The sequence below is a fragment of the Leifsonia sp. ZF2019 genome (assembly GCF_019924635.1).
Classification (GTDB): Bacteria; Actinomycetota; Actinomycetes; order Actinomycetales; family Microbacteriaceae; genus Leifsonia.
The window spans coordinates 2773103-2798938 of the sequence record NZ_CP065037.1 but is presented as its reverse complement, the minus strand read 5'-3'; the positions used below and the strand labels follow the sequence as shown (position 1 = coordinate 2798938).

Annotated in this window: 27 protein-coding genes and 1 tRNA gene; 16 read left to right on the top strand and 12 right to left on the bottom strand. The window is 69.8% G+C overall.

Annotation, left to right across the window (positions count from 1 at the left end):
- The first annotated feature begins 616 nt into the window (after positions 1 to 616).
- On the top strand, positions 617 to 883 hold the full coding sequence (locus tag IT072_RS13695) for a hypothetical protein (protein WP_223357412.1): 267 nt from the start codon (positions 617 to 619) through the stop codon (positions 881 to 883).
- Positions 884 to 1386: 503 nt separating this feature from the next.
- On the opposite strand, the gene IT072_RS13690 is transcribed toward IT072_RS13695, so the two are convergent.
- A complete protein-coding gene (locus tag IT072_RS13690; protein ID WP_223357411.1) occupies positions 1387 to 1527 on the bottom strand; it encodes a hypothetical protein in 141 nt (46 codons plus the stop codon).
- Between the two features lie 76 nt (positions 1528 to 1603).
- On the opposite strand from IT072_RS13690, the gene IT072_RS13685 reads away from it, so the two are divergent.
- Complete coding sequence (locus tag IT072_RS13685) at positions 1604 to 1834, top strand: DUF3263 domain-containing protein (RefSeq protein ID WP_223357410.1); 231 nt, start codon at positions 1604 to 1606, stop codon at positions 1832 to 1834.
- Here the strand turns inward: IT072_RS13685 and IT072_RS13680 are convergent.
- Together IT072_RS13680 and IT072_RS13675 are read right to left on the bottom strand one after the other, a co-directional pair.
- On the bottom strand, positions 1831 to 3054 hold the full coding sequence (locus IT072_RS13680; RefSeq protein WP_223357409.1) for a tyrosine-type recombinase/integrase: 1224 nt from the start codon (positions 3052 to 3054) through the stop codon (positions 1831 to 1833). The two genes, IT072_RS13685 and IT072_RS13680, sit on opposite strands and share 4 nt — an antisense overlap.
- A gap of 163 nt (positions 3055 to 3217) precedes the next feature.
- Positions 3218 to 3291: transfer RNA gene (locus tag IT072_RS13675), tRNA-Leu, on the bottom strand.
- 227 nt (positions 3292 to 3518) lie between these two features.
- Here IT072_RS13675 and IT072_RS13670 point away from each other — a divergent pair.
- Positions 3519 to 3890: a VOC family protein gene (locus IT072_RS13670; RefSeq protein WP_223357408.1), complete on the top strand. Its 372-nt coding sequence runs from the start codon at positions 3519 to 3521 to the stop codon at positions 3888 to 3890.
- A 242-nt stretch (positions 3891 to 4132) separates the two neighbouring features.
- Positions 4133 to 4504, top strand: coding sequence for a YchJ family protein (locus IT072_RS13665; RefSeq protein WP_223357407.1), 372 nt, complete (start codon positions 4133 to 4135; stop codon positions 4502 to 4504).
- 18 nt (positions 4505 to 4522) lie between these two features.
- Here IT072_RS13665 and IT072_RS13660 read toward each other — a convergent pair whose 3' ends face one another.
- The gene (locus tag IT072_RS13660; RefSeq protein WP_223357406.1) at positions 4523 to 6748 is read right to left on the bottom strand and encodes an Ig-like domain-containing protein; all 2226 of its coding nucleotides are present in this window, start codon (positions 6746 to 6748) and stop codon (positions 4523 to 4525) included.
- Between the two features lie 136 nt (positions 6749 to 6884).
- On the opposite strand from IT072_RS13660, the gene IT072_RS13655 reads away from it, so the two are divergent.
- The 4 genes from IT072_RS13655 to IT072_RS13640 are packed head-to-tail and all read left to right on the top strand — an operon-like array spanning position 6885 to position 11423.
- Entirely contained in the window at positions 6885 to 7586 is a 702-nt protein-coding gene (locus IT072_RS13655) for a TetR/AcrR family transcriptional regulator (RefSeq protein WP_223357405.1), read from the top strand.
- Positions 7583 to 8839: an MFS transporter gene (locus tag IT072_RS13650; RefSeq protein ID WP_223357404.1), complete on the top strand. Its 1257-nt coding sequence runs from the start codon at positions 7583 to 7585 to the stop codon at positions 8837 to 8839. Before IT072_RS13655 ends, IT072_RS13650 begins: the two co-directional genes overlap by 4 nt.
- Positions 8839 to 10104: an alanine racemase gene (locus IT072_RS13645; RefSeq protein ID WP_223357403.1), complete on the top strand. Its 1266-nt coding sequence runs from the start codon at positions 8839 to 8841 to the stop codon at positions 10102 to 10104. The genes IT072_RS13650 and IT072_RS13645 overlap by 1 nt, the downstream gene beginning before the upstream one ends.
- Positions 10101 to 11423: a D-arabinono-1,4-lactone oxidase gene (locus tag IT072_RS13640; RefSeq protein ID WP_223357402.1), complete on the top strand. Its 1323-nt coding sequence runs from the start codon at positions 10101 to 10103 to the stop codon at positions 11421 to 11423. Before IT072_RS13645 ends, IT072_RS13640 begins: the two co-directional genes overlap by 4 nt.
- Before the next feature lie 3 nt (positions 11424 to 11426).
- On the opposite strand, the gene IT072_RS13635 is transcribed toward IT072_RS13640, so the two are convergent.
- The 5 genes from IT072_RS13635 to IT072_RS13615 are packed head-to-tail and all read right to left on the bottom strand — an operon-like array spanning position 11427 to position 13797.
- Positions 11427 to 11864 carry a hypothetical protein gene (locus IT072_RS13635; protein ID WP_223357401.1) on the bottom strand — a complete coding sequence of 146 codons (438 nt, stop codon included), beginning with the start codon at positions 11862 to 11864 and terminating at the stop codon, positions 11427 to 11429.
- A gap of 31 nt (positions 11865 to 11895) precedes the next feature.
- The gene (locus IT072_RS13630) at positions 11896 to 12657 is read right to left on the bottom strand and encodes a hypothetical protein (RefSeq protein WP_223357400.1); all 762 of its coding nucleotides are present in this window, start codon (positions 12655 to 12657) and stop codon (positions 11896 to 11898) included.
- Positions 12654 to 12977, bottom strand: coding sequence for a hypothetical protein (locus IT072_RS13625; protein WP_223357399.1), 324 nt, complete (start codon positions 12975 to 12977; stop codon positions 12654 to 12656). The genes IT072_RS13630 and IT072_RS13625 overlap by 4 nt, the downstream gene beginning before the upstream one ends.
- Positions 12974 to 13516, bottom strand: coding sequence for a hypothetical protein (locus tag IT072_RS13620; protein WP_223357398.1), 543 nt, complete (start codon positions 13514 to 13516; stop codon positions 12974 to 12976). Before IT072_RS13620 ends, IT072_RS13625 begins: the two co-directional genes overlap by 4 nt.
- Positions 13507 to 13797 carry a WXG100 family type VII secretion target gene (locus IT072_RS13615; RefSeq protein ID WP_223357397.1) on the bottom strand — a complete coding sequence of 97 codons (291 nt, stop codon included), beginning with the start codon at positions 13795 to 13797 and terminating at the stop codon, positions 13507 to 13509. Before IT072_RS13615 ends, IT072_RS13620 begins: the two co-directional genes overlap by 10 nt.
- A gap of 296 nt (positions 13798 to 14093) precedes the next feature.
- Here IT072_RS13615 and IT072_RS13610 point away from each other — a divergent pair, with 296 nt between their 5' ends.
- Together IT072_RS13610 and IT072_RS13605 are read left to right on the top strand one after the other, a co-directional pair.
- Complete coding sequence (locus IT072_RS13610) at positions 14094 to 14660, top strand: LemA family protein (RefSeq protein WP_025158674.1); 567 nt, start codon at positions 14094 to 14096, stop codon at positions 14658 to 14660.
- A gap of 7 nt (positions 14661 to 14667) precedes the next feature.
- Positions 14668 to 15579 (top strand): M48 family metalloprotease, encoded by a 912-nt coding sequence (locus tag IT072_RS13605; protein WP_223357396.1) that lies wholly within the window; start codon positions 14668 to 14670, stop codon positions 15577 to 15579.
- A gap of 70 nt (positions 15580 to 15649) precedes the next feature.
- Here IT072_RS13605 and IT072_RS13600 read toward each other — a convergent pair whose 3' ends face one another.
- A complete protein-coding gene (locus IT072_RS13600) occupies positions 15650 to 16213 on the bottom strand; it encodes an AAA family ATPase (protein ID WP_223357395.1) in 564 nt (187 codons plus the stop codon).
- Positions 16214 to 16316: 103 nt separating this feature from the next.
- Complete coding sequence (locus tag IT072_RS13595; RefSeq protein ID WP_223360985.1) at positions 16317 to 17543, bottom strand: winged helix-turn-helix domain-containing protein; 1227 nt, start codon at positions 17541 to 17543, stop codon at positions 16317 to 16319.
- A gap of 151 nt (positions 17544 to 17694) precedes the next feature.
- Between IT072_RS13595 and IT072_RS13590 the strand changes: the two genes are divergently transcribed.
- Genes IT072_RS13590 through IT072_RS13575 form a run of 4 tightly spaced genes read left to right on the top strand, consistent with a single transcriptional unit; the run spans position 17695 to position 21717 of the window.
- Positions 17695 to 18834, top strand: a complete 1140-nt coding sequence (locus IT072_RS13590) for an ABC transporter substrate-binding protein (RefSeq protein ID WP_223357394.1) — start codon at positions 17695 to 17697, stop codon at positions 18832 to 18834.
- Positions 18813 to 19805 carry an ABC transporter permease gene (locus IT072_RS13585; RefSeq protein ID WP_223360984.1) on the top strand — a complete coding sequence of 331 codons (993 nt, stop codon included), beginning with the start codon at positions 18813 to 18815 and terminating at the stop codon, positions 19803 to 19805. Before IT072_RS13590 ends, IT072_RS13585 begins: the two co-directional genes overlap by 22 nt.
- Positions 19802 to 20617, top strand: a complete 816-nt coding sequence (locus IT072_RS13580) for an ABC transporter permease (RefSeq protein WP_223357393.1) — start codon at positions 19802 to 19804, stop codon at positions 20615 to 20617. Before IT072_RS13585 ends, IT072_RS13580 begins: the two co-directional genes overlap by 4 nt.
- A gap of 2 nt (positions 20618 to 20619) precedes the next feature.
- Positions 20620 to 21717 (top strand): ABC transporter ATP-binding protein, encoded by a 1098-nt coding sequence (locus IT072_RS13575; RefSeq protein ID WP_223357392.1) that lies wholly within the window; start codon positions 20620 to 20622, stop codon positions 21715 to 21717.
- On the opposite strand, the gene ftsW is transcribed toward IT072_RS13575, so the two are convergent.
- Entirely contained in the window at positions 21665 to 22945 is a 1281-nt protein-coding gene (gene ftsW / locus IT072_RS13570) for a putative lipid II flippase FtsW (protein WP_223357391.1), read from the bottom strand. The two genes, IT072_RS13575 and ftsW, sit on opposite strands and share 53 nt — an antisense overlap.
- A 246-nt stretch (positions 22946 to 23191) precedes the next feature.
- On the opposite strand from ftsW, the gene IT072_RS13565 reads away from it, so the two are divergent.
- Together IT072_RS13565 and ilvA are read left to right on the top strand one after the other, a co-directional pair.
- Entirely contained in the window at positions 23192 to 24436 is a 1245-nt protein-coding gene (locus tag IT072_RS13565) for an AI-2E family transporter (protein ID WP_223357390.1), read from the top strand.
- A 73-nt stretch (positions 24437 to 24509) separates the two neighbouring features.
- The gene (gene ilvA / locus IT072_RS13560; RefSeq protein ID WP_223357389.1) at positions 24510 to 25769 is read left to right on the top strand and encodes a threonine ammonia-lyase; all 1260 of its coding nucleotides are present in this window, start codon (positions 24510 to 24512) and stop codon (positions 25767 to 25769) included.
- Positions 25770 to 25836: the final 67 nt, after the last annotated feature.

Here is a 25836-nt window from a genome sequence, read left to right as displayed (position 1 = left end):
GCCGGGTAGAATTAGGGCAGCCCCGAAGGATGTTGGAAGCATCCATCGGGGCCTGACCCACTATCTGGTACTAGCAGAGAGGGGCTAGGCATGGAGCCTACCCGCAGGACATGCGATGTCGACAACTGCCGCGAGCCACACATAGCAAAGGGGCTCTGCCGCAAGCACTACAAGCGCTGGAAGTCCCACGGAGACCCGACTTGGAATCCGCCGACTCCTATCGAAAGCTGCTCGATTGCAGGATGCAACCGGGAGCACAAGGCGCGAGGGTGGTGCGCGAATCACTATCGGCAGTGGCGACTTCACGGAGACCCGCTCATCCGCCACAGCCCCGGACGTCCATCTGGTCCGGGGCATCATCTGATCATCGATGATCCGTGCTACGGGAACGCACACAAGCGGATCGTTCGGCACAAAGGCTCTGCGAAGCTACAGCGCTGCGCACACTGCGGAGATCGAGCCTACGACTGGGCCTATGACCACGGCGACCCAAACGAGCGCATTGACGCCGATTTGAACATGGCCTTTAGCCTGAACCCGGATCACTACGTTGCGCTTTGTCGCACTTGCCATCAGCGGTTTGATCGCCCCCTGAGGGGTTCACGAGAGGAGCCACATGTATCTCGATAGAGGCGGCCGGGAGTTCATCAAGTGGACATTCACGGGCTTGCCAGGTGATCACGGAGCAGTAGAGGTAAAGCTCGGAGATGAGTGGCATGCCCTCGACGTCACCGGCAATGTCGGTAGCATCCTCCTCGCTGGACCGGATGCTGACCCGACAGGCGCTGTCGTCGTCACCACAGACACCGATGTGAAGGTCCGCGTCACGGACAGTCCCGAGATCGTGGTTCGTGGTGGTGGGTGGATTCGCCTCACAGCGTGACCGCTCTGGTCTACCCGATGTTGTACCCCGTACCGTGAGGTTCGGGTTCGATCACCCAGCACCCCCCGGTTCAGGCTTCGGTCTGGACTGGGGGTGATTTTCTGGGTTTAGGGCGCTTTAGGACGATCGGATAAAGTCCTGTGTTGCCGCCAGAACTTCACGAGCTCGCCGGCGGGTGGCTGAACCATGTCCTTCGCTTCCACCCGTCGTGCTGCGAGGTCGTGCCGCCAGGACTCGAACGCAACCTTGTAGTCCCACCCCAACAGGCAGGCGTCATCGAGGGTGCGCACCCACCCGACCAACTCTCGACCATCCGACGTCGGCGCATAGGTGACGACCCGGAACCACTCATCAGGCCGGTTCGGGTCACCCAGAAGCATCCGTCTGACCACTGCATATGGCGGCTGAGACTCCGATACACGCAACAACCACTCGGTGGGACGAGCGTAGGCGGTGGGGGACCAGTCGGGCACCCGGACAGGATAGGCACGAACGACTGACGGTCACATGTCGTCACCGTGCTCGTAGGGCCGGATGTACGGGCAGATGGGGCAGTACCACTCCCACAGTTGGCCGGTCACCGGGTAGTCGGGTTTGCGTCGTCTCAGGATGTGCCCATCGTTGGGGCAGTGCGCGATCTTCATGACCACAAGTGTGCTTCAGCACGCGCACCCCTGACTCCCGGACGGCGTGTCGGTAGCTCCTGTGAGACTCCCTCTCATGCTGACCCCTCGTGAACATCTCATCCTCGACTTCGAGGACACCCACCCCGACAACCCGGCCAAGGAAGAACAGATCCGACACACGTTCGGGTTCTCTGCCACCCGGTACTACTCCCAGTTGCATCACCTGATCCGCGGGCAAGACGCCGAAGCCGAGCACCCCATGCTCGTACACCGGCTCAGAAGACTCGCAGTAGAGCGAGCAGGGAAGCGAACTCAAGCGTCCTAAGCGACAATCTGCGGCATGGCGCCCGCGAGAACCTCGCCAGCAACATCGGCGGCGTGCTGCAACATGTCGGGGGAGAGGTGACCGTAGGTGTCTGACGTGGTCTTCACTGACTCGTGCCCCAAACGGCGCTGGATGGCCGTAAGTGGAACGCCAGCGTTGATCAGCCAAGACGCGTGTGAGTGCCGCAGGTCGTGGATGCGGGGCTCTTTACGAATGGGTGTCTGCGACGGCTCACGATTCCACACGCTTGATGGTGCAGCCGACCAGGGCCGATCGCTTCGGTAAGCCTTCGCATACGCGGGCTTGCCGTTGGCGAGCCGAACCGCTGGCACCCAAACCACCTCCCAGAACGTCTGGTGACGCACTGGAAGGCCTTTCGAATTCGTGAACACCCACTCGTCGGCCCGATCAATCAGGGGCTTCACGGCGGCCATTGCGTCCTCAGGAACCTTGATCGTTCGACGTGACTTCTTCGTCTTCGGTGCGCCAACGTACCAACCTTGATCCTTGGACTTCTTCCACGCCCGCGAAACCGTCACGGTGTTGTGAGCCGTGTCGAAGTCCCCTGGCTTGAGTGCCGTGACCTCACCCCATCGGAGGCCAGTCGAAGCAAGGAGAAAGACCAACGGCTGCCACTTTGGCGGGACGAACGACAGAAGATGGGCGAACTCATCCGCGGACAGGAACACCATCTCCTCCCGCTCGGAGCTCGGAAGACTGGTGTGTGAACACGGGTTCTTGCGAAGGATCTCTGAGACGTCCACTGCGTGCTGGAACATGGCGGACAGGAAGCCGTGTCGGTTCGCAATGGTCTTGGCTGACTTACCCTCCTTGATCTGTGCCTCGATCCACTCAGCGATCAGCTGCGGTGTCACGGCTTCGAGGGGGAGGGCGCCCATCGCTGGGCTGATCGAGATCCGCATGTACATCCGGTAGTGGTCTCGAGTGAGACCTTCGGTGCCGGCCTTTGTGGTGATGTAGCGCTCGGCGTACTCGTCCACGGTGGGGGAGTCGTCGTCAATGTCTTTCTTCAGGAGCTTGACCGCCTCGACGGGACCGACCTGGCGGAGGATCTTGGCCCATCGGGAAGCGGAAGCGCTGTCGTCGAATGACATGGTGCGCGACTTGCCGTCGAGCCGATAGCGGACGTCGTGCGCGACGGACCCGTCGGAGCGCGGGCGGAGCCGGATGCTCGCAGAGTAGGGAGTCGATTTAGCCATGCCACGCGTCCGTTCGAGTCGGTAGTTCTGCCACATTGACACTTCAATTGTGGCTCGGATCACCGACATTCTGTGGCATGCGCGTGTGGCATACGGTGTGGGAGAGCAAATGCCGAGAGGCTACTTCCCAGTGTTTACAAGGGATGCAGGCCCATCAGATTTGTGCCCCCAGTGGGACTCGAACCCACACTGAAGCGATTTTAAGTCGCCTGCCTCTGCCGATTGGGCTATGGGGGCCCGGCGACCATCGTAGCGAGCGACGCGGACGCGGAGAGGCTACGGGAGGGGGTCGGGCTACTTGCCCCGGTAGGGCGACTTGGCCATCTGCACCATCGCCATGAGAGCGGTGACCCCGCCGACCGCGACCACGAGCGAGATGATTCCGATGAGAACGCCTGCCATGACGTCAACGGTACACCGTCGCGGGGCTTGCCTGCGGCACGTCGGCGGGGGAGGGTGGACCCATGATCCGGATCGGCTCGGTGGTGTGGGGTGTGCGGGACGTGCAGCGCGGGATCGCATTCTGGTCGGCGGTGCTCGGGTATGAGCCCGTGTATGAGCCCGACGCGGATTGGGCACTGCTCGCGCCGGCATCCGGGCGAGGCCCCCGGCTCGCGCTCAAGGAGGTCGGGTCGGAGACGAACCGGTCGCCGCACCACCACCTCGACCTCTATGCCGACGACCAGGAGGCGGAAGTCGCGCGGCTGCTGTCGCTCGGGGCATCCGAGGTGGAGTGGGACTACGAGGACGGCGCGGACTACGTGGTCCTCGCCGACCCCGACGGCAACCGGTTCTGCGTCGTCGCCGCCGGCCCGGCCGCGCGCGAGCCCGAGTGATGCGGGCGCCCGCTACGACACGCGCGGGCGGCCGTCGAGCGTTGTGAGAAGTCCCTCAGGGCCTCCATAGCTGACGCACACCCGGGCGTTGCACACTGGTCTCCGGCACCCTTTCTGGTGAGGTGTCCTCCCCCGGCCGAGGCTTGCGATCCCCCGATACCCGCCTCGGCCGGGTTCTCTGTCTCGGGGACCGTCGTCTCCGGGCCCCGTGGGGGTGCACCGCCCGACGGTAGGCTCGACGGGTGACCCCCGACCGATGCCCGTGCCTGAGCGGCCGGACCTACTCCGAGTGCTGCGGGCCGTTGCACCGCGGGGAACCCGCTCCGACGGCCGAGCGGCTGATGCGGTCGCGCTTCAGCGCCTTCGCGCGGGGCGACGGCGCCTACCTGCTCCGCAGTTGGCATGCGTCCACGCGCCCCGCGCAGCTCGATCTCGACGACGGTCTCCGCTGGTACCGTCTGGACATCGAGCGCACCGAGCACGGAGGTCCCTTCGACACCGAGGGCGTCGTCGCGTTCCGCGCCTACTACAAGGGCGCCGAACGCGGCGAACTGCACGAGACCTCCCGGTTCGTGAAAGAGGGGCGGGACTGGTTCTACGTGGAGGCCGTCTGACGTCTCCCCGGCGCGTTCCTACCGCGCCGGCTCCACGTACCGCTCCCAGAGCCACGCCGAGACGCTGAGCACGGCGAACACCAGCGCGACCACGGTCGCGGCGATCATGCCCGTCCCGTTCTCGACGAGCGAGGCGACGGGCAGGAGGAGGGCGAAAAGGAGCGTGAACACGACGAGGCTGAGGCCTGTCCACATCAGCCGGCTCCACTGGAAGACCGCGCGGCCGGCCAGACCGCCGAGAGGCAGCAGCGCGATCGCGCTCGAGCCGAGGCCCACCATGGCGAGGGCGTTCGCGCACTCGAGCACGAAGGCGGAGATCGCGCCGGAGGGCGCCGGCAGCACGCCGGTCAGGAGCCAGGCCAGCACTCCGAGTGCGGCGGTCGCCGAGACCTGAACGGCCGCGATGCTGCCGCGCGCGACGCGCCCCACCTCCGGGGCGATGACGACGCCGAGCACCAGCCCGAAGAGGAGGGCCGGGGCGAGTCCGAACAGACGGGAGCCGATCGCCGCGACCGCCACGAGAACCAGCAGCGCGGGCCGCACAGCGACGGTCGGGAGCGGCCGGCGGAGCCGGCGCGCCATGGCACGTGCGGCGAGCACCCAGACGGCGTTGACCAGCACGATCGCCAGGGCGACGGCGACCACGAGGCGCGCGTACGCGCCGGGGTCCTTCACCGAGGTGGACAGCGTCACCAGCGCCGCGGCGAGGACGCCGGTCACGGGTGCGAGCCAGACAGGCTGGGCGGCCGCGCTGGTGCCGGGGGCGTCGCCGCGGGTCGCAGGCGCGCCCCACGCGGAGGCGCGTCCGGAGCCTTCCTCCGCCCGCCGGCCGAGGAGCGCGTCGGCCTCCCCGAGCTCCCCGCGGGCACGGTTGCGGCCGAAGATCGAGGAGCGGCGCCGCGGCGGCTCCCCGCCCGCCTCGCGGGCCGCGCGACCGCGCGCGATCGTGCCGGCCAGCAGCCGTGCGGGGAGCACGAGCAGCACGACGGCGGCGAGGGCGAGCAGTGCGGAGCGCAGCCAGCCCGGGAAGGCCTCGACCGACACGACGGGTGCGGAGGCCGTGCTGAACGGGGTGTCGATCCAGCCCTTCGTCCCGGGGTGCTCTCCGCCGGCTGGCGGCGCGGGCAGCGCGGTTCCCGGAGGCGTCGTCGGTGTCGGGGTGGGGGTCGGGGTCGGAGTCGGCTTCGGTGTGCGGGTCGCTGGAGGGGCGGCCGGTGCGCCCGCGCGCGCGACGGTCACGGCGACGGTGTTGCTGCCCGGGCTGATGTTTCCGGCGGCGTCGCGCTGCAGCGCCGTGACCAGGTATCCGCCCTCCGGCAGCGTGCCGGAGCACGACCAGGCACCGCCGGCGACCTGCGCCGTGCAGGCGACGGTCGCGCCCGCCGAGGTGTTGGCGTAGACCGTGATCGATCCGCCCTCCTCGCCACCGCCGGCGAAGGTCATCGCGTCACCGGTGTTCACCGTGGCGCCCGGGGCCGGTGCCGTGATGGTCGGGGCGGCGGGGGCAGCGGTGTCGACGAGGATGGAGACGGGGGCGCTGGCGGCGCTCCGCGTGCTGGAGAACGGCGCCAGCTGGGTGGCGGTCACCGTGTGCCTGCCGTCCGGCAGCGAGCCGGTGAGCACGCATCCCCACGCACCGGAGGAGTCGGCGGGGAACTGGCAGGTCGCTCCCGAGTCGGCGGTGACCGTGACGCGGGCGCCGGGATAGGCGGTGCCGTGCACGCCGCCGCCGGTCGCAGCGCCGTCGGCGACGATCACGGGCGGCGAGAGTACGGCGACCTGAGTGGTGACCGTCTGCCCGGTGGCGGCGGACTCGGCGCGGATCGTGACGTTCGGGCCGTCCGGGAGGGCGCGGAGATCGCACGAGAAGCGGCCGGACGAGTCGATGGTCGCCTCGCATCGGTTCGCCGCAGTGGCGGAGGCTCCGGCCGAGACGGCGACCGTGTCGCCGGGCTCTCCTCCGCCGCGGACGGTCAGGGGGAAGCGGGTCACGAGGCCGTCGCCCGGATCGTCGAGCGACAGGGGCTGCGGGGTGGGGGTCGGGGTGCCGGAGGAGGGGACGGTGGCCGACGGCTGGCCGGGCGAGGGCGGGGCGTCGGGCGCGGCGGCCGCGGGAGGGGCCAGCCCGAGCAGCCCGGCGGTCACGAGGAGGAGCGCGGAGGCGGCGGCGGAGGCGAGGGCACGACGACGCGGCCCGGTCGCCCCCCGCGACCGGACTGGAGGAGAAACGTCTGAGAAGTGCACCCGCATTCCACCCCATTCCACGGGCCAGACGTGATGCGTGTCAAACCACCGGGCCGGATTTGGGGCATACTGACATCTGGGTCAACCGTCCCACTTTCTCGCGCACCGGCGCGCGAGACATCCCGAGGAGACTCCGATGACGCGCATCCCGCCCGCCGCTCGTCGCACCGCCCTCCTCCACGCTGCCCTCCGCGTGGTGGCTCGGGACGGCGTCGCCGCTGCGACCACGCGGCGGATCGTCGCCGAGGCCGGCATGCCGCTCGCCAGCTTCCACTATGTGTTCTCCTCACGGGACGAGCTCATGGCCGAACTGGTCGAGCTGGCCGTCGCGGGGGAGCAGTCGGATCTGGCCCCGGCCTTCGACCCGCCGCCCGGCGACCTCCGCGCCGCGATCCGGAGCGGGCTGCAGCACTACCTCGACGGCGTGCGCGCCGACCCGGACCGCGAGAAGGCCATGTTCGAGCTGACCCAGTGGGCGCTGCGCGAGCCGGGGTTCGAGCCGCTGGCCCGCCGACAGTACGAGCGCTACTACGAGGTCGCGGAGCACGCGGCCGCCGACGCGGCCCGGCTCACCGGGAGCAGCTGGCGCCTCCCGCTGCCCCAGATCGCCCGTCTGCTCGTCACGCTCACCGATGGGATGACCGTCGCCTGGCTCGCGACCCGCGACGACGCGGCGGCCACCGCCGCCATGGACTTCGCCGCCGACGCCCTCGCCGGGCTCGCGGCGACCGCACCACTCGCACCGACCGCACCACTCGCACCGACCGCACCACTCGCACCGACCGCACCACCCGCGTCACCCTCCCCGTCCCTCCTCCCGAACGCAGGTGCCCGATGACCGAGACCTCCACCCCGGCGGTGTTCGCCGAACCCGCCCGCCGCGTCCCCGGGCGGTGGATCGCGTTCTTCGCCATCGCCTGGCTGGGCGTGTGGATGGCGCAGCTCGCCCCCATCCAGAAGCTCCTGCCCGATCAGGTGCAGAATCAGCTGAACACCACCTACTGGGTCGACAACGTCGTCGTCTTCGGCGTGATCTCCGGCATCTCGGGCGTCTGTGCGATCATCGCGTACCCGCTGACCGGCGCGCTCTCCGATCGCACCACCAGCCGCTTCGGCCGCCGCCGCCCCTGGATCGCGGGCGGCGCCCTGCTGTTCGCCGCGGCGCTGCTGCTGCTCGGCCTGCAGACGACCATCGTGGGCATCGGCGTGTTCTGGTCGCTCGCCCTCACGGGTTTCTGCGTGCTGACCGCGGCGCTCACCGCCACGATCAGCGACCAGGTGCCCGTTGCGCAGCGCGGATACGTGTCGGGGTGGATCAGCGCCCCGCAGGCCATCGGCATCATCCTGGGCGTCTCGCTCGTCACGTACGTCTTCGTCGGCGCCGTCGTCGGCTACGCGGCGATGGCCGTGCTGCTCCTGCTGCTGGTGCTGCCCTTCCTCTTCCTGCCGGACGCCGTGCTGCCCACGGAGCTGCGCCAGCCGATGACGGCGCGCGGCGTCATCGAGGGACTCTGGATCAGCCCGCGCGAGCATCCCGACTTCGGCTGGACACTGCTGAGCCGCATCCTGGTCAACTTCGGCAACGCGTTCGGCACGTCGCTCCTGCTCTACTTCCTGGAGTTCGGGCTGAAGGATCCGGACGCAGACGACGACCTGCTGATCCTGATCCTCATCTACATGGTCTTCGTGATCGTCGCCTCCCTGGTGTTCGGGCGGCTCTCGGACAGGCTCGGCCGGCGCAAGGCCTTCGTCTTCCTGTCGTCGGCCATCCAGGGCGTCGCGGCCCTGCTGCTCGCCTTCGTCCCCGAGCTGTCGGCGGCCATGGTCGCCGCCGGGCTCCTCGGTCTCGGCTACGGCTGCTTCCTCTCCGTCGACCAGGCCCTCGCCACCCAGGTGCTCCCCGACCCGGAGAGCCGCGGCAAGGACCTCGGCATCATGAACATCGCCACGGCCGTGCCGCAGGCGATGGCACCGCTGCTGGGCGCCGGCATCGTCGCCGCGCTCGGCGGGTTCATGGGCCTCTTCATCCTCTCCGGATTGTTCGCGTTCGCGGGTGCTCTCGCGGTCGCCCGAGTGAAAGCCGTGCGCTGATGGATCTGACCACCCCTCCCACCCCCGCCCAGCGCACCTGGACGACGCCCGACGTGTTCTGGCCGTCGCTCTCGGCGGCGACGGCCCGCCTCGATCCGGCGCTCGCCGTGCTCCACCTGCCGGCGCTGCGGCACAACGCGCACGACATGCTGCGGCGGGCGAACCGCAAGCCGATCCGTGTGGCGTCGAAGTCGGTGCGGGTGCGCTCGGTGCTCGACGCCGTGCTCGCGCTCCCCGGGTACGCCGGCGTGCTGGCCTACACCCTCCCCGAAGCCCTCTGGCTCGCCGAGGGCGACGCGGAGCACGCGCCGATCGAGGATGTCGTGGTCGGCTATCCGACCGCCGATCGCGCGGCGATCGCCCGGCTCGCGCAGTCGCCCGAGCTCGCGGCGCGCGTCACCCTCATGGTCGACTCCGTCGCCCACCTCGATCTCATCGACTCCGTCGTCCCGCCCGCCGAGCGCGAGACCATCCGGCTCTGCCTCGAGCTCGACTCGTCGTGGGATGCGCCGGTGCTCGGGCACATCGGCGTGTACCGCTCGCCGCTCCACAGCGTGGAGCAGGTGCGCACGGTCGCGGAGGCGATCGTCCGGCGCCCCGGCTTCGCGCTGGTCGGGATGATGGGCTACGAGGCGCAGATCGCGGGGCAGGGCGACAACCCCGCCGGGCGTCCGGCCTGGGGGGCGACGCTGCGCTGGATGCAGAGGAACTCGCAGGACGAGCTGCTCGCCCGTCGCGGCGAGGCCGTCGCCGCGGTTCGCGGACTCGCCGAGCTGGAGTTCGTGAACGGCGGCGGGACCGGCTCGCTGGAGTTCACCTCCCGGGACGACGCGGTCACCGAGATCGCGGCAGGCAGCGGTCTGTTCGGCGGGCACCTGTTCGACACCTACACGGGCTTCCGGCCGGCGCCCGCCGCCGCCTTCGCCCTCGCGGTCGTGCGGCGACCCGGCCCCGAGATCGCCACCCTGCTCGGCGGCGGCTGGATCGCCTCCGGCCCTCCCGGGGCCGACCGGATGCCGAAGGTGGTCTGGCCCACCGGGCTCTCGATGGTCGACCGGGAGATGGCGGGCGAGGTGCAGACGCCCCTCACCGGTGCCGCGGCCGGCGTGCTGCGCATCGGAGACCGCGTCTGGCTGCGGCACACCAAGTCGGGCGAGTTGAGTGAGCATGTCGACGTGTTCCATCTGGTCGACACCGTGGACGGTCGCGCCGCCGTCGTCGGGGAGACGCCGAGCTACCGCGGCGAGGGGAAGGTCTTCCTGTGACGGCGGTCGACGCGCGCACTGGCGTCTGGCGCAACTGGGGTCGCAGCGAGTCCATCCGCCCGCAGCGCATCGAGCGCCCCGCGAACGCGGAGGCGGTGCAGCGCGCCGTTGCCGCCGCCGCGAAGCAGGGGATGCGCGTCAAGGCGATCGGCGCCGGCCACAGCTTCACGGCGATCTCGGCCGCGCCCGGCGTCCTGCTCGATCTCGAGGACGTGAACGGGATCGTCGACGTCGACCTGGAGCGCGGCCGGGTCACGCTCGCCGCCGGCACGCACCTCCACCGGCTCCCGGCCCTCCTGCGACCGCACGGGCTGGCCCTGCAGAACATGGGCGACATCGACCGGCAGACCATCGCGGGCGCCACCTCGACCGGGACGCACGGAACCGGAGGCGCGTTCGGCGGCCTCGCGACCCAGATCGTGGCTCTCACGCTCGTGACGGGTGAGGGGGAGATGCTGCGGATCGGCGAGACGGAGAACGCCGACCTCCTCCCGGCGGCCCGGCTCGGCCTCGGGGCCCTCGGCGTCATCGTGGACATCACCCTCCAGTGCGTCCCGGCGTTCCTCCTCCAGGCCGTCGAACGCCCCGAGCCTCTGCAGGACGTCCTGGACGCCTACCTCGCCCGCTCGGCCGCCGAGGACCACTTCGAGTTCTATTGGTTCCCGCACACCGAGACGGCGCTCACCAAGACCAACACGCGTCTCCCGCTCACCGAGAAGCGCGCGCCGCTCTCGCCCCTGGGACGCTGGATGGACGACGAGCTGCTCGCCAACGGGCTCTATCGCGGGGTGTGTGCCCTCGGCACCGTCGTCCCCGCGATCGTGCCGCCCTTCAGCCGTCTGGCTCAGAGACTCACCGGCAACCGCGACTTCACCGACCACTCGCCGAGCGTCTACGTCACCAACCGCACGGTGCGTTTCCGCGAGATGGAGTACGCGATCCCGCGCGAGGCCGTCCCGGAGGCGCTCGCCGAGGTGAAGTCCCTCATCGAGCGCCGTGGCTGGCGCATCTCCTTCCCGATCGAGGTGCGCTCCGCTGCGGCGGACGACAACTGGCTCTCCACCGCCTACGGTCGCGAAACCGGCTACATCGCCGTGCACCGCTACTACCGCGAAGACCCGAGCGCCTACTTCCACGCCGTCGAGGAGATCATGACGGCGCACGGCGGGCGCCCGCACTGGGGCAAGATGCACTACCGCGACGCGGACTCGCTCCGCAGCGTCTACCCGCGCTTCGACGACTTCCTCGCCGTGCGCGACCGCCTCGACCCCGGGCGCCGGTTCGAGAACACCTATCTGCGACGGGTGCTGGGGGAGTAGGCGTCAGACGGTCGGCGGCGCGTACGCGTACGCGTCGACGAGAAGCCAGCGCCGGCCGGCGTCGTCGCGCTCCTTGCGGAGGCGGAGCTCCAGGTTCTGCGGGGAGGGGACAGGGCGGCCGGCCTGGAGGCGGCGGACGTCGACGCCCGGATGCCCCGCGCGAGTGAGGGCGTCTGCGAGGTCGTTGCGCTGCGCGCCCTGCTGGGTCGCCACGACGGCGATCCCGACGAATCCGAGGACCATGAGGGCGAAATTCGCTGCCAAGATGACCGTCACCGGAGTCGCGTCGCCGGAGTACAGGGCGACGAACATCAGCACGAGAAACGACAGCCAGCCGGCGATCGCAAGTCCGAGCGAGACGAAGGAGATCGTCTTCCAGGCCACGATCGTGCGCCCGTGGTGGTCGGGTATCCCGACACCGTTCGTCTCCGGTGTGGTCATTTCCATTCCTCGTCTCGTGGTCGAGTGCCGTTCACGCCAAGACGCGAGGCCATGCGGGGATCGTGCCACTCAGATTGCCGGTGATCGATCGAGCGCTTTGCTCGGCGCCGATGAAGACCTGGTAGAACCCGATGGCGGCTGCCACTCCGCCGAGTACCGCTTGAATGATGCCGATGACCGCAGCCGGCACTGTCACGACTCCGACGCAGGCGATGATCGCTTCCACGACACCCAGAATCGCGGTGACGGTGCCGACGACCGCCGCGAGGACGGCGAGGTAGTAGTTCTCGATGGCGTCGGCGAGGTCGCCGAGGGCCGACGAGATGGGGTTCGCGTACGTGTCGACGGCGACGACCGCCTCCTGGCGTCCGTCGACCGCGCGCACGTAGCCTTCGCTCGCTTCACCGTCGTTCCAATTAGCCGATGAGGTCGAGGGCAGTTTTCCGAGCACGAGCTGCGGCGCGAGTTGGCGTGATGGGGCTATGACCTTGTCGCCGATCGCCGTCGCTGCGGCCCGCAGCCGATCAGGGCTGCCGACGTAGGCGATCCCCTTCTCCGCGTCCTCCAGGGCGGAACGGATCTCCGCAGTCGCCTCGTGCAGCTTGGCGATGGCCTCGTCGGCGAAGCGGTCCGTGATCGCGCCGGGTATGGGCAGACGCAGGACAGTGTCGAGGTAGACGTTCATCGCGGTCCGGATTATCGCCGGACCATTCTGGTCGATCCAGTCGAGGCCGTCCTTGCCCGACTTGAGTTGCTGAACGATCTGATCGCGGATGAAATCGACGTAGCTCACGATTCGAGTTCCTTCTCCATGCGGGTGATTTCGTCCACGGTGGCTCCATGCGCTTTTCCGTAGGCGATGGCTGCCTTCAGCAGGAGATGCTCGAAGGCGAGGAATTCGTCCTTGCCTCCCGTGATGTACTCGGCGAGCGCCTGGCGCGCGGTGACGTAGAGCTTCGCGGCTTCCTGGCCGCCGGGCATGATCGAGAAATCGGGGGCGGAGATCTCGGGGATGGCTTGGGCCATCTTCTCGAGCGTGTCCGCTCCGGCCTGCCAGGTGTCCTCGGCGTCCTTCTCGAGAATCGCCCCATTGATGACGACGGTGTCGCTCATTTCGCTCCCCTTTCGTCCCCGGCCGCCTCAGCCGCCCGTCGTGCGAGAAGTACGATCGCTGCACCGAGTTCTGTCGAAGGCTCCGAGAGGATCCAGCCGGGCTTCGTACGTATGCTCACCGGTCGGCCGTCGATGCTCAGGAGTGTGAGGGTCGCGTCGGGATTCGAGTGCTCCGATCGCGGGCGGCGATCGACGCTGTCGGCCGACGCCGACGCGATGAGAGCGTCCAGCATCGCCGCGGCCGCGTTGGGATCACCGGGGACGCCGACCGCCGGTGCGCCGGCGAACGCCGCTTCGATCTGCGCGACGAGTTGATCCTCGGTCAGCTGCTGGCGGGCGTCCTGGTCGATGGTCAGCGCCGAGAGCACACCGTCTGCGCCGAAGTGGGCGCTGACAGCGTCCGGCCCGAGCGATTCGGCGAGCTGCGCTCGCGTCCGCATCACGAAGGAGCCGAGATCGTCTTGGACGATGCGCCCCCGATCGAGGCGGGCCTGCGCGTCCAGAGCGTGCCCGTCGACGAAACCCTCATTCACTGCCACAGCTTCGCCACCTCCGCACGTGCCGCGAGATGCCGTCCGACCGCGTTCTCGGCGGCGGCGGCGGACCGGTCGAGCGCGGTGTTGAGCGCACTCAGCGAGCGCGTCCAGTCTGCGTGCGCCCGGTCGTAGGCGGCGGACGCCTCCCCGGTCCAGGAGGAGCGCAGCCGCGCGGCCTCCTCATCCAGTGTGGACAGTTCCTGTTCGATGTCCCGGACGGCAGAGCGCAGCTTCTCCACGAGAGCCCCCATGCCGCCGAGTTCCATTTCGTACTCGACGCTCACGCGATCCACCATAGCCCCGGGCTCCGGGGCCTGCCCATCCGTGCCAGCACGGGTGTCGGACACGCGATTCGAGCCGTGCGCCGCGGCGGCGTGAGCGCGCCGACCACGACGGCTCCGAGCGCGAGGCCCTCGGCTCCCACGCGGCCATCGCTCGCCCGTGCGGGATCCGTCCGCCGCCTTCGAAGACTCCGGCCCCTAGCTTTGAGAGTCATGGGAAGGACGTGGGAGGCCGCGCACCCGCCGTTAGGATGAATCTGCGCCCACCAGCCCGCGCCCCACGCAAGGAGTACCCGCCCATGGAATGGCTCATTCCGGTCATCATCGTCGTCGTGATCGTCGCGATCATCGGAATCTACCTGTGGGCCACGTACAACTCCCTCGTGACGCTCAAGGTGCGGGTCGACGAGGCGTGGAGCGACATCACGGTGCAGCTCAAGCGACGCGCCGATCTCATCCCGAACCTCATCGAGACGGTCAAGGGCTACGCGGCGCACGAGAAGGGCGTCTTCGAGGCGGTCACGCAGGCGCGCGCCGAGACGCTCTCCGCACAGGGCCCGGCCGACGCGTCGGTCGCCGAGGGTCACATGCAGTCCGCTCTGAAGAGCATCTTCGCCGTCGCCGAGGCCTACCCCCAGCTGCAGGCGAGCCAGAACTTCCTGCGGCTGCAGGCCGACCTGGTGGACACCGAGGACAAGATCCAGGCCTCGCGCCGGTTCTACAACGGCGGCGTTCGGGAGTTCAACACCAAGATCAAGGTCTTCCCGAACAACCTCTTCGCCCGACGCCTGGGCTTCAGCGAGCGCGACTTCTTCGAGGTGGAGAACCTCGCCGCGATCGCCGAGCCTCCGCGCGTCCAGTTCTAGGGCCTCGATGTACAGGGCGATCGCCAGGAACAAGCGCAACACCGTCTTCATCATCCTGCTGTTCCTGGTCATCATCGGCGCGCTCGGCTGGCTGGCCGCGTATCTCTACAACAGCTGGACGATCTTCGTCGTCATCGTGATCGGCGCCGTGCTGTTCTCCGTCTTCCAGTACTACATGGCGAGCAGTCAGGCGCTCAGCATGTCCGGGGCCGTGCAGATCAGCAAAGCGGACAACCCACGGCTGTGGAACGTCGTCGAGAACCTCTCGATCACCACGGGCACGCCGATGCCGGCCGTCTACATCGTCAACGACCCGGCCCCGAACGCGTTCGCCACCGGCCGCGACCCGCAGCATGCGTCGGTCGCCGCGACCACGGGCCTGCTCGACATCATGACCGATGCCGAGCTCGAAGGCGTGATGGCGCACGAGCTCGGGCACGTGCGCAATTACGACATCCGGCTCTCGATGATCGTCTTCGGTCTCACCGTGGCGATCGGCCTCGTCGCCGACATCTTCATGCGCATGGCGTTCTTCGGTGCGATCGGCGGCAACAACCGGGGCGGCAACAACAACGGCGGGGGCGGCGGGGGCGGCAACCCCGTGATCCTCGTCTTCGGTCTGATCGCGGCGATCGTCGCCCCGTTGCTGGCGACGCTCATCCAGCTCGCCGTCTCGCGTCAGCGCGAGTACCTCGCCGACGCCACGGGCGCGATGACCACCCGGCACCCGGATGCCCTCGCGAGCGCTCTGCTCAAGCTGGAGGCGCACGCGCAGCCGATGCGTAAGCAGAACACCTCGATGGCGCACCTCTGGATCGCCGAGCCGCTCAAGCCGAGCCTCATGAGCCGCCTCTTCAGCACTCACCCGCCCATCCCCGAGCGCGTCGAGCGTCTCGAGAAGATGGGCGCCGGCTTCTGACCCTCGCCCATTTGGACCACATCACGGGAATGAGCGGGCCGAAGGGCACATTTCGTCCAAATCGGCGGGTCTACGACGGGGTGGGCGGGGCTCCGTGGACGCTGACGAGCGCTTCGAGCCGCGCGAGCCGCTCCTCGGGTGAGCCGACGAGCTCGGCGACGCGCAGGTGTGTGCCGACGAGGTCGGGATCGTCGACGAGTTCCAGAAGCGCGTCGTTCATCGCGGCCCGCAGCTCGGGATCCTCCTCCCCGACCTCGATCGGATCCGCCGTGGTGAGGGGCAGCACCACGAGCAGATCGACATGCTCCAGCGCCGCAGCGGTGATCTCCGCCGACCGTTCGAGGAGTGCGGGCGAGGCCGGGGAGCCCGTCGTCTCGCCGAGAGCGACCAGGTAGGCGAGGAAGTCGAGGGGCCCGCGCTCTGCGATCATGTCGCCCGGGTTCTCGCCGGAGTCGAGCCTATCGGCCGCGAGCCGGAGCTGCGAGGCGAACATCGTCGCACGCGGGGCGTCCCACGTTTCGTCGAGGAGATCGAACGGGTCGGGCAGCACGGTGAATCCCGGATGCCGGAGCGCGAAGTCGGAGAGCAGGGTGCTCTTGCCGCTGGCATGGGTCCCGGAGACGACGATGCGCATGTCGTCACCCTAGCCGCAGCGGGCGTCCGCACGACTCGCGGATGTGGACCGAATCGGGGGGATCCGCGCCGCGAAACCAAACATCTGGTCCAGATGGCGGGGCTTACAGCTCGGCGGTGAGCGCCGGGATGAGGTCGCCGCGCGCGACGGGCGAGATCTCCACGCCGCCGAGACCCTGCCAGGCCGCGGTCTCGGCCAGGAGCGGGCCGAGACGTTCCGCGGTCGCCGCGGGCGCTCCGGGCTCGGTCCACGCGGACTGCACACGCAGCACGCCGGCCTGACGGTCGCTCTTGAGGTCGATGCGTCCGACGATGGCGTCGTCGAGCAGGATCGGCAGCGAGTAGTAGCCGTAGATCCGCTGCGGCGCCGGGGTGTAGATCTCGATGCGGTAGTGGAAGTCGAACATCCGCAGCCCGCGGTCCCGGAACCACACGACCGGGTCGAAGGGGGAGAGCAGGGCGGCGCCCTCGACACGGCGCGGACGGCGGGCGTCACGGTGCATCCAGGCCGCCGCCGGCCGGCCGGCCGACTCCCACCCGGGCACCCGGACCGGGATGAGCTCGCCCGTCTCCTCCAGGTCGCGGAGGGCCGCCGTCGCCGGGGCGACCTTGATGCGGTAGTAGTCGGCGAAGTCCTTGGCCGTGCCGATGCCGTGCGCGACGGCCGAGCGGCGGATCAGCTCGCGCACCGCATCCTCCGTGGAGACGCTGCGGTCGAGAATGCTCGCGTCGAGGACATCCTCCGCGAGGGCGTACCGGCGCTGGAAGCGGGTGCGGCCGGCGATCGCGACCTCGCCGAACAGGAACAGGTACTCCAGCGCGCGCTTCACCGCCGACCAGCCCCACCACGGGCCGGTCCGTGTGTTCGCGTCGTGCTCGATCTCGCTGGCCGCGAGAGGTCCGTTCGCCGCCAGCTCCCGGCGCAGCCACTCGACGGTCTCGCGATTGGCCTCGAACCAGCTGTCGGCCGCGCCGTAACGGCGGCGGTATGCCTCCATCCGCCAGCGGAACAGCGGCCAGTCCTCTTTGCGCAGGAAGGCGGCCTCGTGCGCCCAGTACTCGGTGTGCGGGCCGCGGGGATCGAACGTCAGCCGGTCGAGCAGCGACCGGTCGTAGGCGCCGAGCCGTGCGAACGCCGGGAGGTAGTGGCTGCGCTCGAAGACGTTGACGGAGTCGATCTGCAGCAGGTTGAGCCGGTCGACGAGCGCGTTGAGCTGCCGGGTGCCGACGACCGCGGGCCGTGGACGGCCGAAGCCCTGCGCGGCCAGGCCGATGCGGCGAGCGAGTGCGGGGGAGACGGTTTCGGCGGCGAGCCGTTCAGCGGAGACCAGTGCGACCACGGATCGACCCTATCGAGCACGGCCGACACCGGGAGTTCATCTGCGCGTCACCGCTCGCTGGCCCACGCGTCTCCCGTCCTGCCTACCGTGACTGTCGGACCGGGCGCACGCCCGGCCTCACCCGTGCACTGGAGGATATTCCGTGATCAACAAGCGCGTACGCGTCGCCGGCCTCGCGGCCGCGGCCACCGTCGTCGCCCTCTCCCTCGCCGCCTGCTCCGGCGGAGCGGAAGCGAGCAGCACCGCCGCCGGCGACCAGGCGGCCACCGCCACCGACGTCGCCTCCGCGGGCGGCATGGACGCTCTCGTCGCCGCCGCGAAGAAGGAGGGCAGCCTCAACATCATCGCGACGCCCGGCGACTGGGCCAACTACCAGGAGATCTTCGACGGCTTCACCAAGAAGTACGGCATCACGATCAACCCGAGTCAGGACAGCGCCTCCAGCCAGGAGGAGATCGACGCCGCCAAGAAGCTCAAGGGCCAGGACACCGCTCCCGACACCTTCGACATCGGCTCGTCCGTCGCGCTCGCGAACACCGAGTACTTCGCGCCCTACAAGCCGACCGGTTTCGACGACATCCCGGCGGACCAGAAGGAGAAGGACGGCCTCTGGAAGGTCGGGTACTACGGCGTGATGGCGGTCGGCTACGACGCCAACAAGATCAAGACCCCGCCGAAGACCTTCGACGACCTGCTCAAGCCGGAGTTCAAGGGCGCGGTCGCGCTCAACGGCAACCCGACCCAGGCCGCGGCCGCGGCCGGCGCCGTCGCGTGGGCGACCCTCCAGGCCGGCGGCAGCCTCGACGACCTGAAGACGGGCGTCGACTGGTTCTCGAAGCTGAAGGCTGCGGGCAACTGGAACGCCGCCGACGGCAAGCCGAACACCATCGCCTCGGGGGAGACCCCGGTCCTGCTCGACTGGTCGTTCAACCAGAAGGGCTACACCACCTCCGACACGATCAAGTCGGGCGGCATCGACTGGAAGTACGTCGTCCTCCCGGGCAAGGCGTACGTCGGCTACTACAACCAGGCCATCAACAAGGACGCCCCGCACCCCGCGGCCGCGCGCCTCTGGGAGGAGTACCTCTACAGCGACGCCGCCCAGAACGCCTGGCTGAAGGGCGGAGCCTATCCGGCGCGCGTCGACGCGATGGAGAAGGCGAAGACCCTGGACACCAAGGACTTCCCGGGCACGCTCGACGAGGTCGCCGTCATGACCGAGAAGCAGGCCACGGACGCCGGTACTCTCCTCAACTCGACCTGGGCCAACGCGGTCGGCTGATGACCCGCACCCTCGCCGACGCTCCGGCGTCTGCGGTCGACAGCGCTGCCGCCGGGGAGACCCGGCGGCAGCCGCCGTCCGGCCCCCGGCCCGCGCGTCGTTCCGGATCCGGCCGTCGCCGGCCGCGCGGACTCGTCGCCGCGCTCGGGCTGACCCCGTTCGCCTTCTACGTCGTGATCTTCCTCGCCGTGCCGACGCTCGTCGCGGTCGGCAGCGGGTTCGTGGACGGAGAGGGCCGCTTCACCTGGGCCAACCTGTCCGGCCTCGCCGAGCCCGCGATCGCCGGCTCCTTCTTCGGCGCCTTCTGGCTCTCGGCGGTCACCGCCGTCGTCGGAGCGATCGCCGGCGCCGCTGCCTGCTTCGCCCTCCTCGGCTCACGCTCGGGAGGCTTCGGGCGCTCGCTCGTCGACTCGGCCAGCAGTGTGCTCGCCCAGTTCGGCGGCGTCATGCTCGCGTTCGCGTTCATCGCGACCATCGGCGCGCAGGGACTGGTCACCGTGCTGCTGCGCAACCAGTTCCACATCAACATCTACGAGAACGGCGTCTGGCTCTACACCGTGCCCGGCCTCATCCTCCCGTACCTCTACTTCCAGATCCCGCTCATGGTGATCACCTTCCTCCCGGCGCTCGAAGGTCTGCGTCCGCAATGGCTCGAGGCGACGGCGACCCTCGGCGGCAGCCGCTGGACCTACTGGAGGCGCGTGGGCGGCCCCATCCTGCTGCCGTCGTTCCTGGGCAGCCTCCTGCTGCTGTTCGCGAACGCCTTCTCGTCCTACGCGACCGCCGCCGCTCTCGTCGGCCAGGCGAACAACATCGTGTCGCTGCAGATCCGGCAGGCGTTGATCAGCGAGACGGTGCTCGGCCGGGCGAACCTCGCGGGCGCGATGGCGCTCGGGATGCTCGTCGTCATGGTCGTGGTCATGTTGGCGTACTCCGCCCTCGTGCGCCGCACGGCGAGGTGGCAGCGATGAGCCGCCGCAGCGCGCGACTCCGGCTCGGACCAGGACCGGCGGCGAAGGCCGTCATCTGGACCCTCCTCGGGCTCTTCTTCCTCATCCCGCTGCTCTCGATGCTGGAGTTCACGCTCCGCACCGCGCGGCCCGGTGTCTACAGCTTCGACCGTTGGGAGGCCGTCTTCAGCGGTGAGACGACGCGCTACGACCGCGTGTACCAGGGTCTCGGCAACTCGCTCGTGCTGGCAGCGGTCACGGTGGCGATCGTGCTCCTGGTGCTGCTGCCGACGATGGTCCTCGTCGAGCTCCGTTTCGCCCGCCTGCGGCGTCTGCTGGAGGCCGTGTGCCTGCTGCCGATCATGATCCCGGCGATCGTGATGGTCGTGGGGCTGGCCCCCACCTACGCCGTGGTGACGGAGATCTTCGGCTCGGGTACCTGGACGCTGGCCTTCGCCTACGGCATCACCGTGCTGCCGTTCGCCTACCGGGCCATCCAGAGCAACCTGGCCGCCATCGACCTCCTCACCCTCAGCGAGGCGGCCCGCTCGCTCGGGGCGGGATGGTGGACCGTCTTCTGGCGGGCGATCGTCCCGAACCTGCGGCGCGGCGTCCTCGCCGCCTCGGCGCTCTCGGTCGCGGTCGTGCTCGGCGAGTTCACCATCGCGTCGCTGCTCAGCCGGGTGAACCTGCAGACCTCCCTGCTGCTCATCTCGCAGTCCGACCCGTTCGTCGCGGTCATCTTCGCCCTCCTGGCGCTGGTGTTCGCGTTCGTCCTCCTCGTCGTCGTCGACCGGCTCGTGTCGGTGCGCCGGCGCACCGCGAAAGGCTAGCCATGTCCGTCCTCCCCACCGCACCTGCCGCCGACGCCTCCGTGCTCGGCCTCACCGGCCACGGCAGCACCGTCGAGCTGCGCGGCCTGGTCCGCGACTTCGGCGGCGGCGTCGGCCTGAACCGGCTTGATCTCGCGGCCGAACCCGGCGAGCTGATCGCCCTCCTCGGCCCCAGCGGCTGCGGCAAGACCACGGCGCTCCGCGCCCTCGCGGGTCTCGAGCGCGTCGATGCCGGCAGCATCCTGGTCGACGGGCGCGACGTCACCGACGAGCCGGCCAACCGCCGGGACCTCGGCATGGTGTTCCAGTCCTACTCGCTGTTCCCGCACCTCACCGCGGGGCAGAACGTCGAGTTCGGGCTGCGGATGCGCAAGGTCCCGGGCGCCGAACGCCGAGGCCGCGCCGCGGAGGCGCTGGAGCTCGTCGGCCTCGGCGCGCACGGCGGCCGGTACGCGCACCAGCTCTCCGGCGGCCAGCAGCAGCGCGTCGCCCTCGCACGTGCGCTGGTGACCCGCCCTCGCGTGCTCCTGCTCGACGAGCCGCTCTCGGCGCTCGACGCCCAGGTGCGCGTGCAGCTCCGGGAGGAGATCCGCCGCATCCAGACCGAGCTCGGCATCACGACGTTCTTCGTGACGCACGACCAGGAGGAGGCGCTCGCCGTCGCCGACCGCGTGGCGGTGATGCGCGCGGGCGTGATCGAGCAGATCGGCCGTCCCGAGGAGCTCTATCTCCGCCCGGCGTCGGCGTTCGTCGCCGAGTTCGTGGGGCTCACCAACCGCATCCCGGCCACGGTCGCGGGCGGCCGGCTGACGGTGCTGGGCCAGGAGGTCCCGCTCGCCACCGCGGTCGCCGACGGCCCCGTGACCGCGTACATCCGCCCGGAGGACGTGCTCCTCGCCTCCGCCGGTCACCCGGGCGAGGTGCTGACCTCCAGCTTCCTCGGGGCCCTCCGCCGTACGCGCGTCCGGCTGGCGGACGGCACGGAACTCGCGGTGCAGCACGCCGCGGGCGAGCTGCTCGCCGCAGGGGACCGTGTGACGATCGCCCTCAGCGGCGCGCCCGCCACCGTGTCGCCGGTCGCCGCGCCTCCGGCCGCCTGAGCACCGGCGGCGCGTCTCCGGCGGGCCGGGCGCCGACGATGTGCGCACCGTCCAGCTGCGGGCGCGGCGGTCTCCGCGTGTACGAGAGCACCACGCCCATCGCGACCAGGGAGGCGATGAGCGCGGTGCCTCCCGCCGAGATGAACGGCAGCGGGACACCGAGCGTGGGGATGAGCCCGAGCACGACCCCGATGTTGACGAAGGCCTGGAAGATCAGCCACACCAATACCGTGCCGGTCGTCACGCGGACGACCGGGTCCGCCGTCGAGCGCACCATCCGGATCATCAGGACCGCCAGAAGAGCGAACAGCAGCAAGACGACGCACGCGCCCACGAGCCCCAGCTCCTCGCCGATCACGGCGAAGATGAAGTCGGTGTCGGCGGACGGCAGCCACGACCACTTGGCGTGCGAGTTGCCGAGTCCGACACCCCAGAGCCCTCCGGACGCCAGGGCGTAGTGCGCGTTGTCGACCTGCCAGTTCACGTCGGGGTTGACCGCGCTCGTGCCGCCGAAGAAGGCGGAGATGCGGCCGCGCCGGGTGGCGCTCGACAGCGCGATCAGCACCGCGGCGAGCGCCCCGGCGCCGAGCACGACACCGAGGTGCTTGAGCCGCGCCCCGGCGAAGAACAGTGCGGCGATCGTGAACGCGGCCATGACCACGGTCGTGCCGAGGTCGCCGCCGAGGACGACGAGCAGCAGCGACGGCGCCGCCACCGGGAGCACGCGTCTGGCGAGCAGCCGCCAGTCCTGGAGCTCCTCGGGTCGCCGGCCGAGCGCCATCCCGAGCCAGATGACGAGCCCGAGCTTGATGCCCTCCGAGGGCTGCCCGGCGAGCGGGCCGATGCGGATCCAGTTCGTGTTGTCGCCGATCTTGACACCGAGCGGCGTCGCGAGCGCGAGGACCTGCAGGACGCACGAGACCACCAGCACCACCACGGCGACGCGTTGCACCAGCCGGCGCGGCAGCCGCGACACGATGAGCATGAGCACCACGCCCAGCACCGCGTATCCGCCCTGTGACTCGAACCGGCCGAAGAAGCCGTTCCCGTCGGTGTACGACTCCACGGACGACGCCGACAGCACCATCACCAGGCCGAAGACGACGAGGAAGAGGACGACCGAGGCCAGCAGGGTGCCGAACGCGGACGGCAGCGCGGCACTCTCCTTCAACCGGATGAGGATACGGCGCGGTCCGGCCGGAGGCGCGGGGGAGGGAGGTGCGGTCATGCGGTGCTGCTCGGTGCCTGTGCTGTTCGACGGTGGACGGCCGTGCGTCGGCCGTGTGCTGTCCTCCGACCGTAGAGGACGGGCGCGGCGAAGGCTCGCGCCCCTCCGCGTGCCCAGGCATCTCACGGGATGGGTGCGGGTGTCCGGGCGGCGTTCCCGCCGCTTACTGGACGCCGGCCGTGAGTTCGTCAGACCCCGCTGAGAGAGCGCTGAGGGAGCCGGGGCCGCGAGCCTAGACTGGCCAGCATGGCCGACAGCGAGACCTCCGTCCCCCCTTCCGCCGGTGAGAATCGCGCCCCCGCGCGCACCCGGTTCCTCCGCCGTCGGCGTGGACCGGAGGAGCCCGTCGAGCTGCTGGAACCGATCGACGCCTCGCTGCCGCGCGGTGTGCGTCTCGCCGGCGCCTGGTCGTGGCGATTGCTGGTCATCGGTGCGGCGATCGCCGTCCTGATCTTCCTGATCGTCCAGTTGCGGCTCATCGTCATCCCGGTGCTCATCGCCGTGCTGCTCGCCGCGCTGCTCGTCCCGTTCAGAGACCTCCTGCATCGCCACGGCTGGCCGCGCTGGCTCGCGATCGTGACGGCGCTGGTCGCGCTGATCGTGGTGGTGGGCGGACTGCTCTACCTGGCCATCTGGCAGGTCAGCCGGCAGAGCGGGGAGCTGCAGACGCAGTCGGTCGCGGCCTACGACCAGTTCCGGTCGTGGCTGACGACCGGGCCGCTCGGGCTCACGGAGTCTCAGATCAACGGGGCGTTCCAGTCGCTCTGGACCTCGATCCAGGAGGACGGCCAGGTCTTCATCTCCGGTGCGCTCTCGCTCGGCTCCACGCTCGGTCATGTGGCGGCGGGGGCACTGCTGACGCTGTTCAGCGTCCTGTTCATCCTGATCGACGGCAAGAGCATCTGGGGCTGGATCGTGCGGATCTTCCCGCGCAACGCCCGGGCGGCGGTCGACGGCGCGGGGCAGGCGGGCTGGGTCACGCTGCGCAACTTCGTCAAGGTGCAGGTGCTCGTGGCATCGATCGACGCGCTCGGGATCGGGCTCGGCGCGTTCTTCCTCGGCTTGCCGCTCGTGCTGCCGATCGCCGTGCTGGTCTTCCTCGGCTCGTTCATCCCGATCGTGGGCGCCGTGGTCACCGGCGCGCTCGCCGTGTTCATCGCACTGGTGTTCAAAGGGTGGGTGTTCGCACTCATCATGCTCGGCGTCGTTCTCCTCGTGCAGCAGCTGGAGGGGCATGTCCTCCAGCCGCTGATCATGGGCACCGCGGTCAAGGTGCACCCGCTCGCCGTCGTGCTCGCGGTGGCGGGAGGCTCGCTGCTGGCGGGCATCCCGGGCGCCCTGTTCGCCGTCCCGTTCGTCGCCGTGCTCAACGTGATGGTGCACTACATCTCGAGCGGCGCGTGGCGGAGCAGGCAGGAGAGCGCGTTCAGCATGCCGCAAGGTGCGATCTGGGAGACCGTGCCTCGCGCGGTGCGCCGCCCGCGCGTCTGAACCGTGTCGGGACCGTACGGCGCCCGCCGAACCCATACACGGAGTGGAATATGGCGGCGAGTAGGCTGAGCGAGTGGCTACCGTGACCGACTCCACGCGCACCCCGTTCGCCGGCCCTGGGCTCGACGAGATCGAGGCGGCGCGCGCGATCGTGTCGCGCATAGCGCAGCCCACGCCGATGGAGAGCTCGCGCTATCTCGCCGACGTGCTCGGCGCGCCGGTGCTGCTCAAGTGCGAGAACCTCCAGCGCACCGGATCGTACAAGATCCGCGGTGCGTACAACCGGCTCTCCAAGCTGACGGCCGAGGAGCGCGCCCGCGGTGTGGTCGCGGCCTCCGCCGGCAACCACGCGCAGGGCGTCGCCTTCGCCGCGCGCGAGCTCGGCATCCACGCCACCATCTTCATGCCGGTCGGCGTCGCCATCCCCAAGTTCCAGGCCACCCGCGCGTACGGCGCGGACGTGGTTCTGAGCGGCAGCATCGTCGACGAGACGCTGCGCGCCGCCGCCGACTTCGCCGCGGAGACCGGCGCCGTGCTCATCCCGCCGTTCGACCACCCCGACGTGGTCGCCGGTCAGGGGACGCTGGGCCTCGAGATCCTCGACGAGGCGCCCGATGTGGAGACCATCGTCGTTCCCATCGGCGGAGGCGGACTCATCTCGGGCGTCGCGAGCGCGGTCAAACAGCGCGCTCACCGTGACGGCCGCACCATCCGCGTCATCGGCGTGCAGGCGGCCAACGCCGCGGCCTACCCCGTCTCGCTGGCGGCAGGCGAACCGACCGAGATCTCCACCGTGCCGACCATCGCCGACGGCATCGCCGTGAGCAAGCCCGGCCTCCTCAATTTCGAGATCATCCGCGACGCCGTCGACGAGGTCGTCACGGTCACCGAGGACGACATCGCCCGCGCCATGCTCGTGCTGCTCGAGCGGGCCAAGCTCGTCGTCGAACCCGCGGGGGCGGCCGCTGTCGCCGCCATCCTGGCCGACAAGGTCCCCGCATCCGGCGCCACGGTCGCCATCCTGTCCGGCGGCAACATCGACCCGCTGCTCATGCAGCGCGTCATCAGCCACGGACTCGCGGCGTCCGACCGCTACCTCAAGCTCTCGATCATGATGCCCGACCGCCCCGGCCAGCTCGCACGCATCGCCGAGATCCTGGCGGGCGTGAACGCGAACGTCGTGGAGGTGCTGCACACCCGGCACGGGCGCGGCCTGCAGATCAGCCAGGTGGAGCTCGACGTCAGTGTCGAGACCCGCGGCACCGAGCACCGCCAGCAGGTCATCGAGGCGCTGCGCACCGCCGGCTACGACGCCGTCGTCGACTACGAGTAGCTGCGCCCAGGCGGCCGAGTGTCGGCCGCGTCGGTGTCCCGGGGTCGCTGTCCAGCCGTCTTGCGTC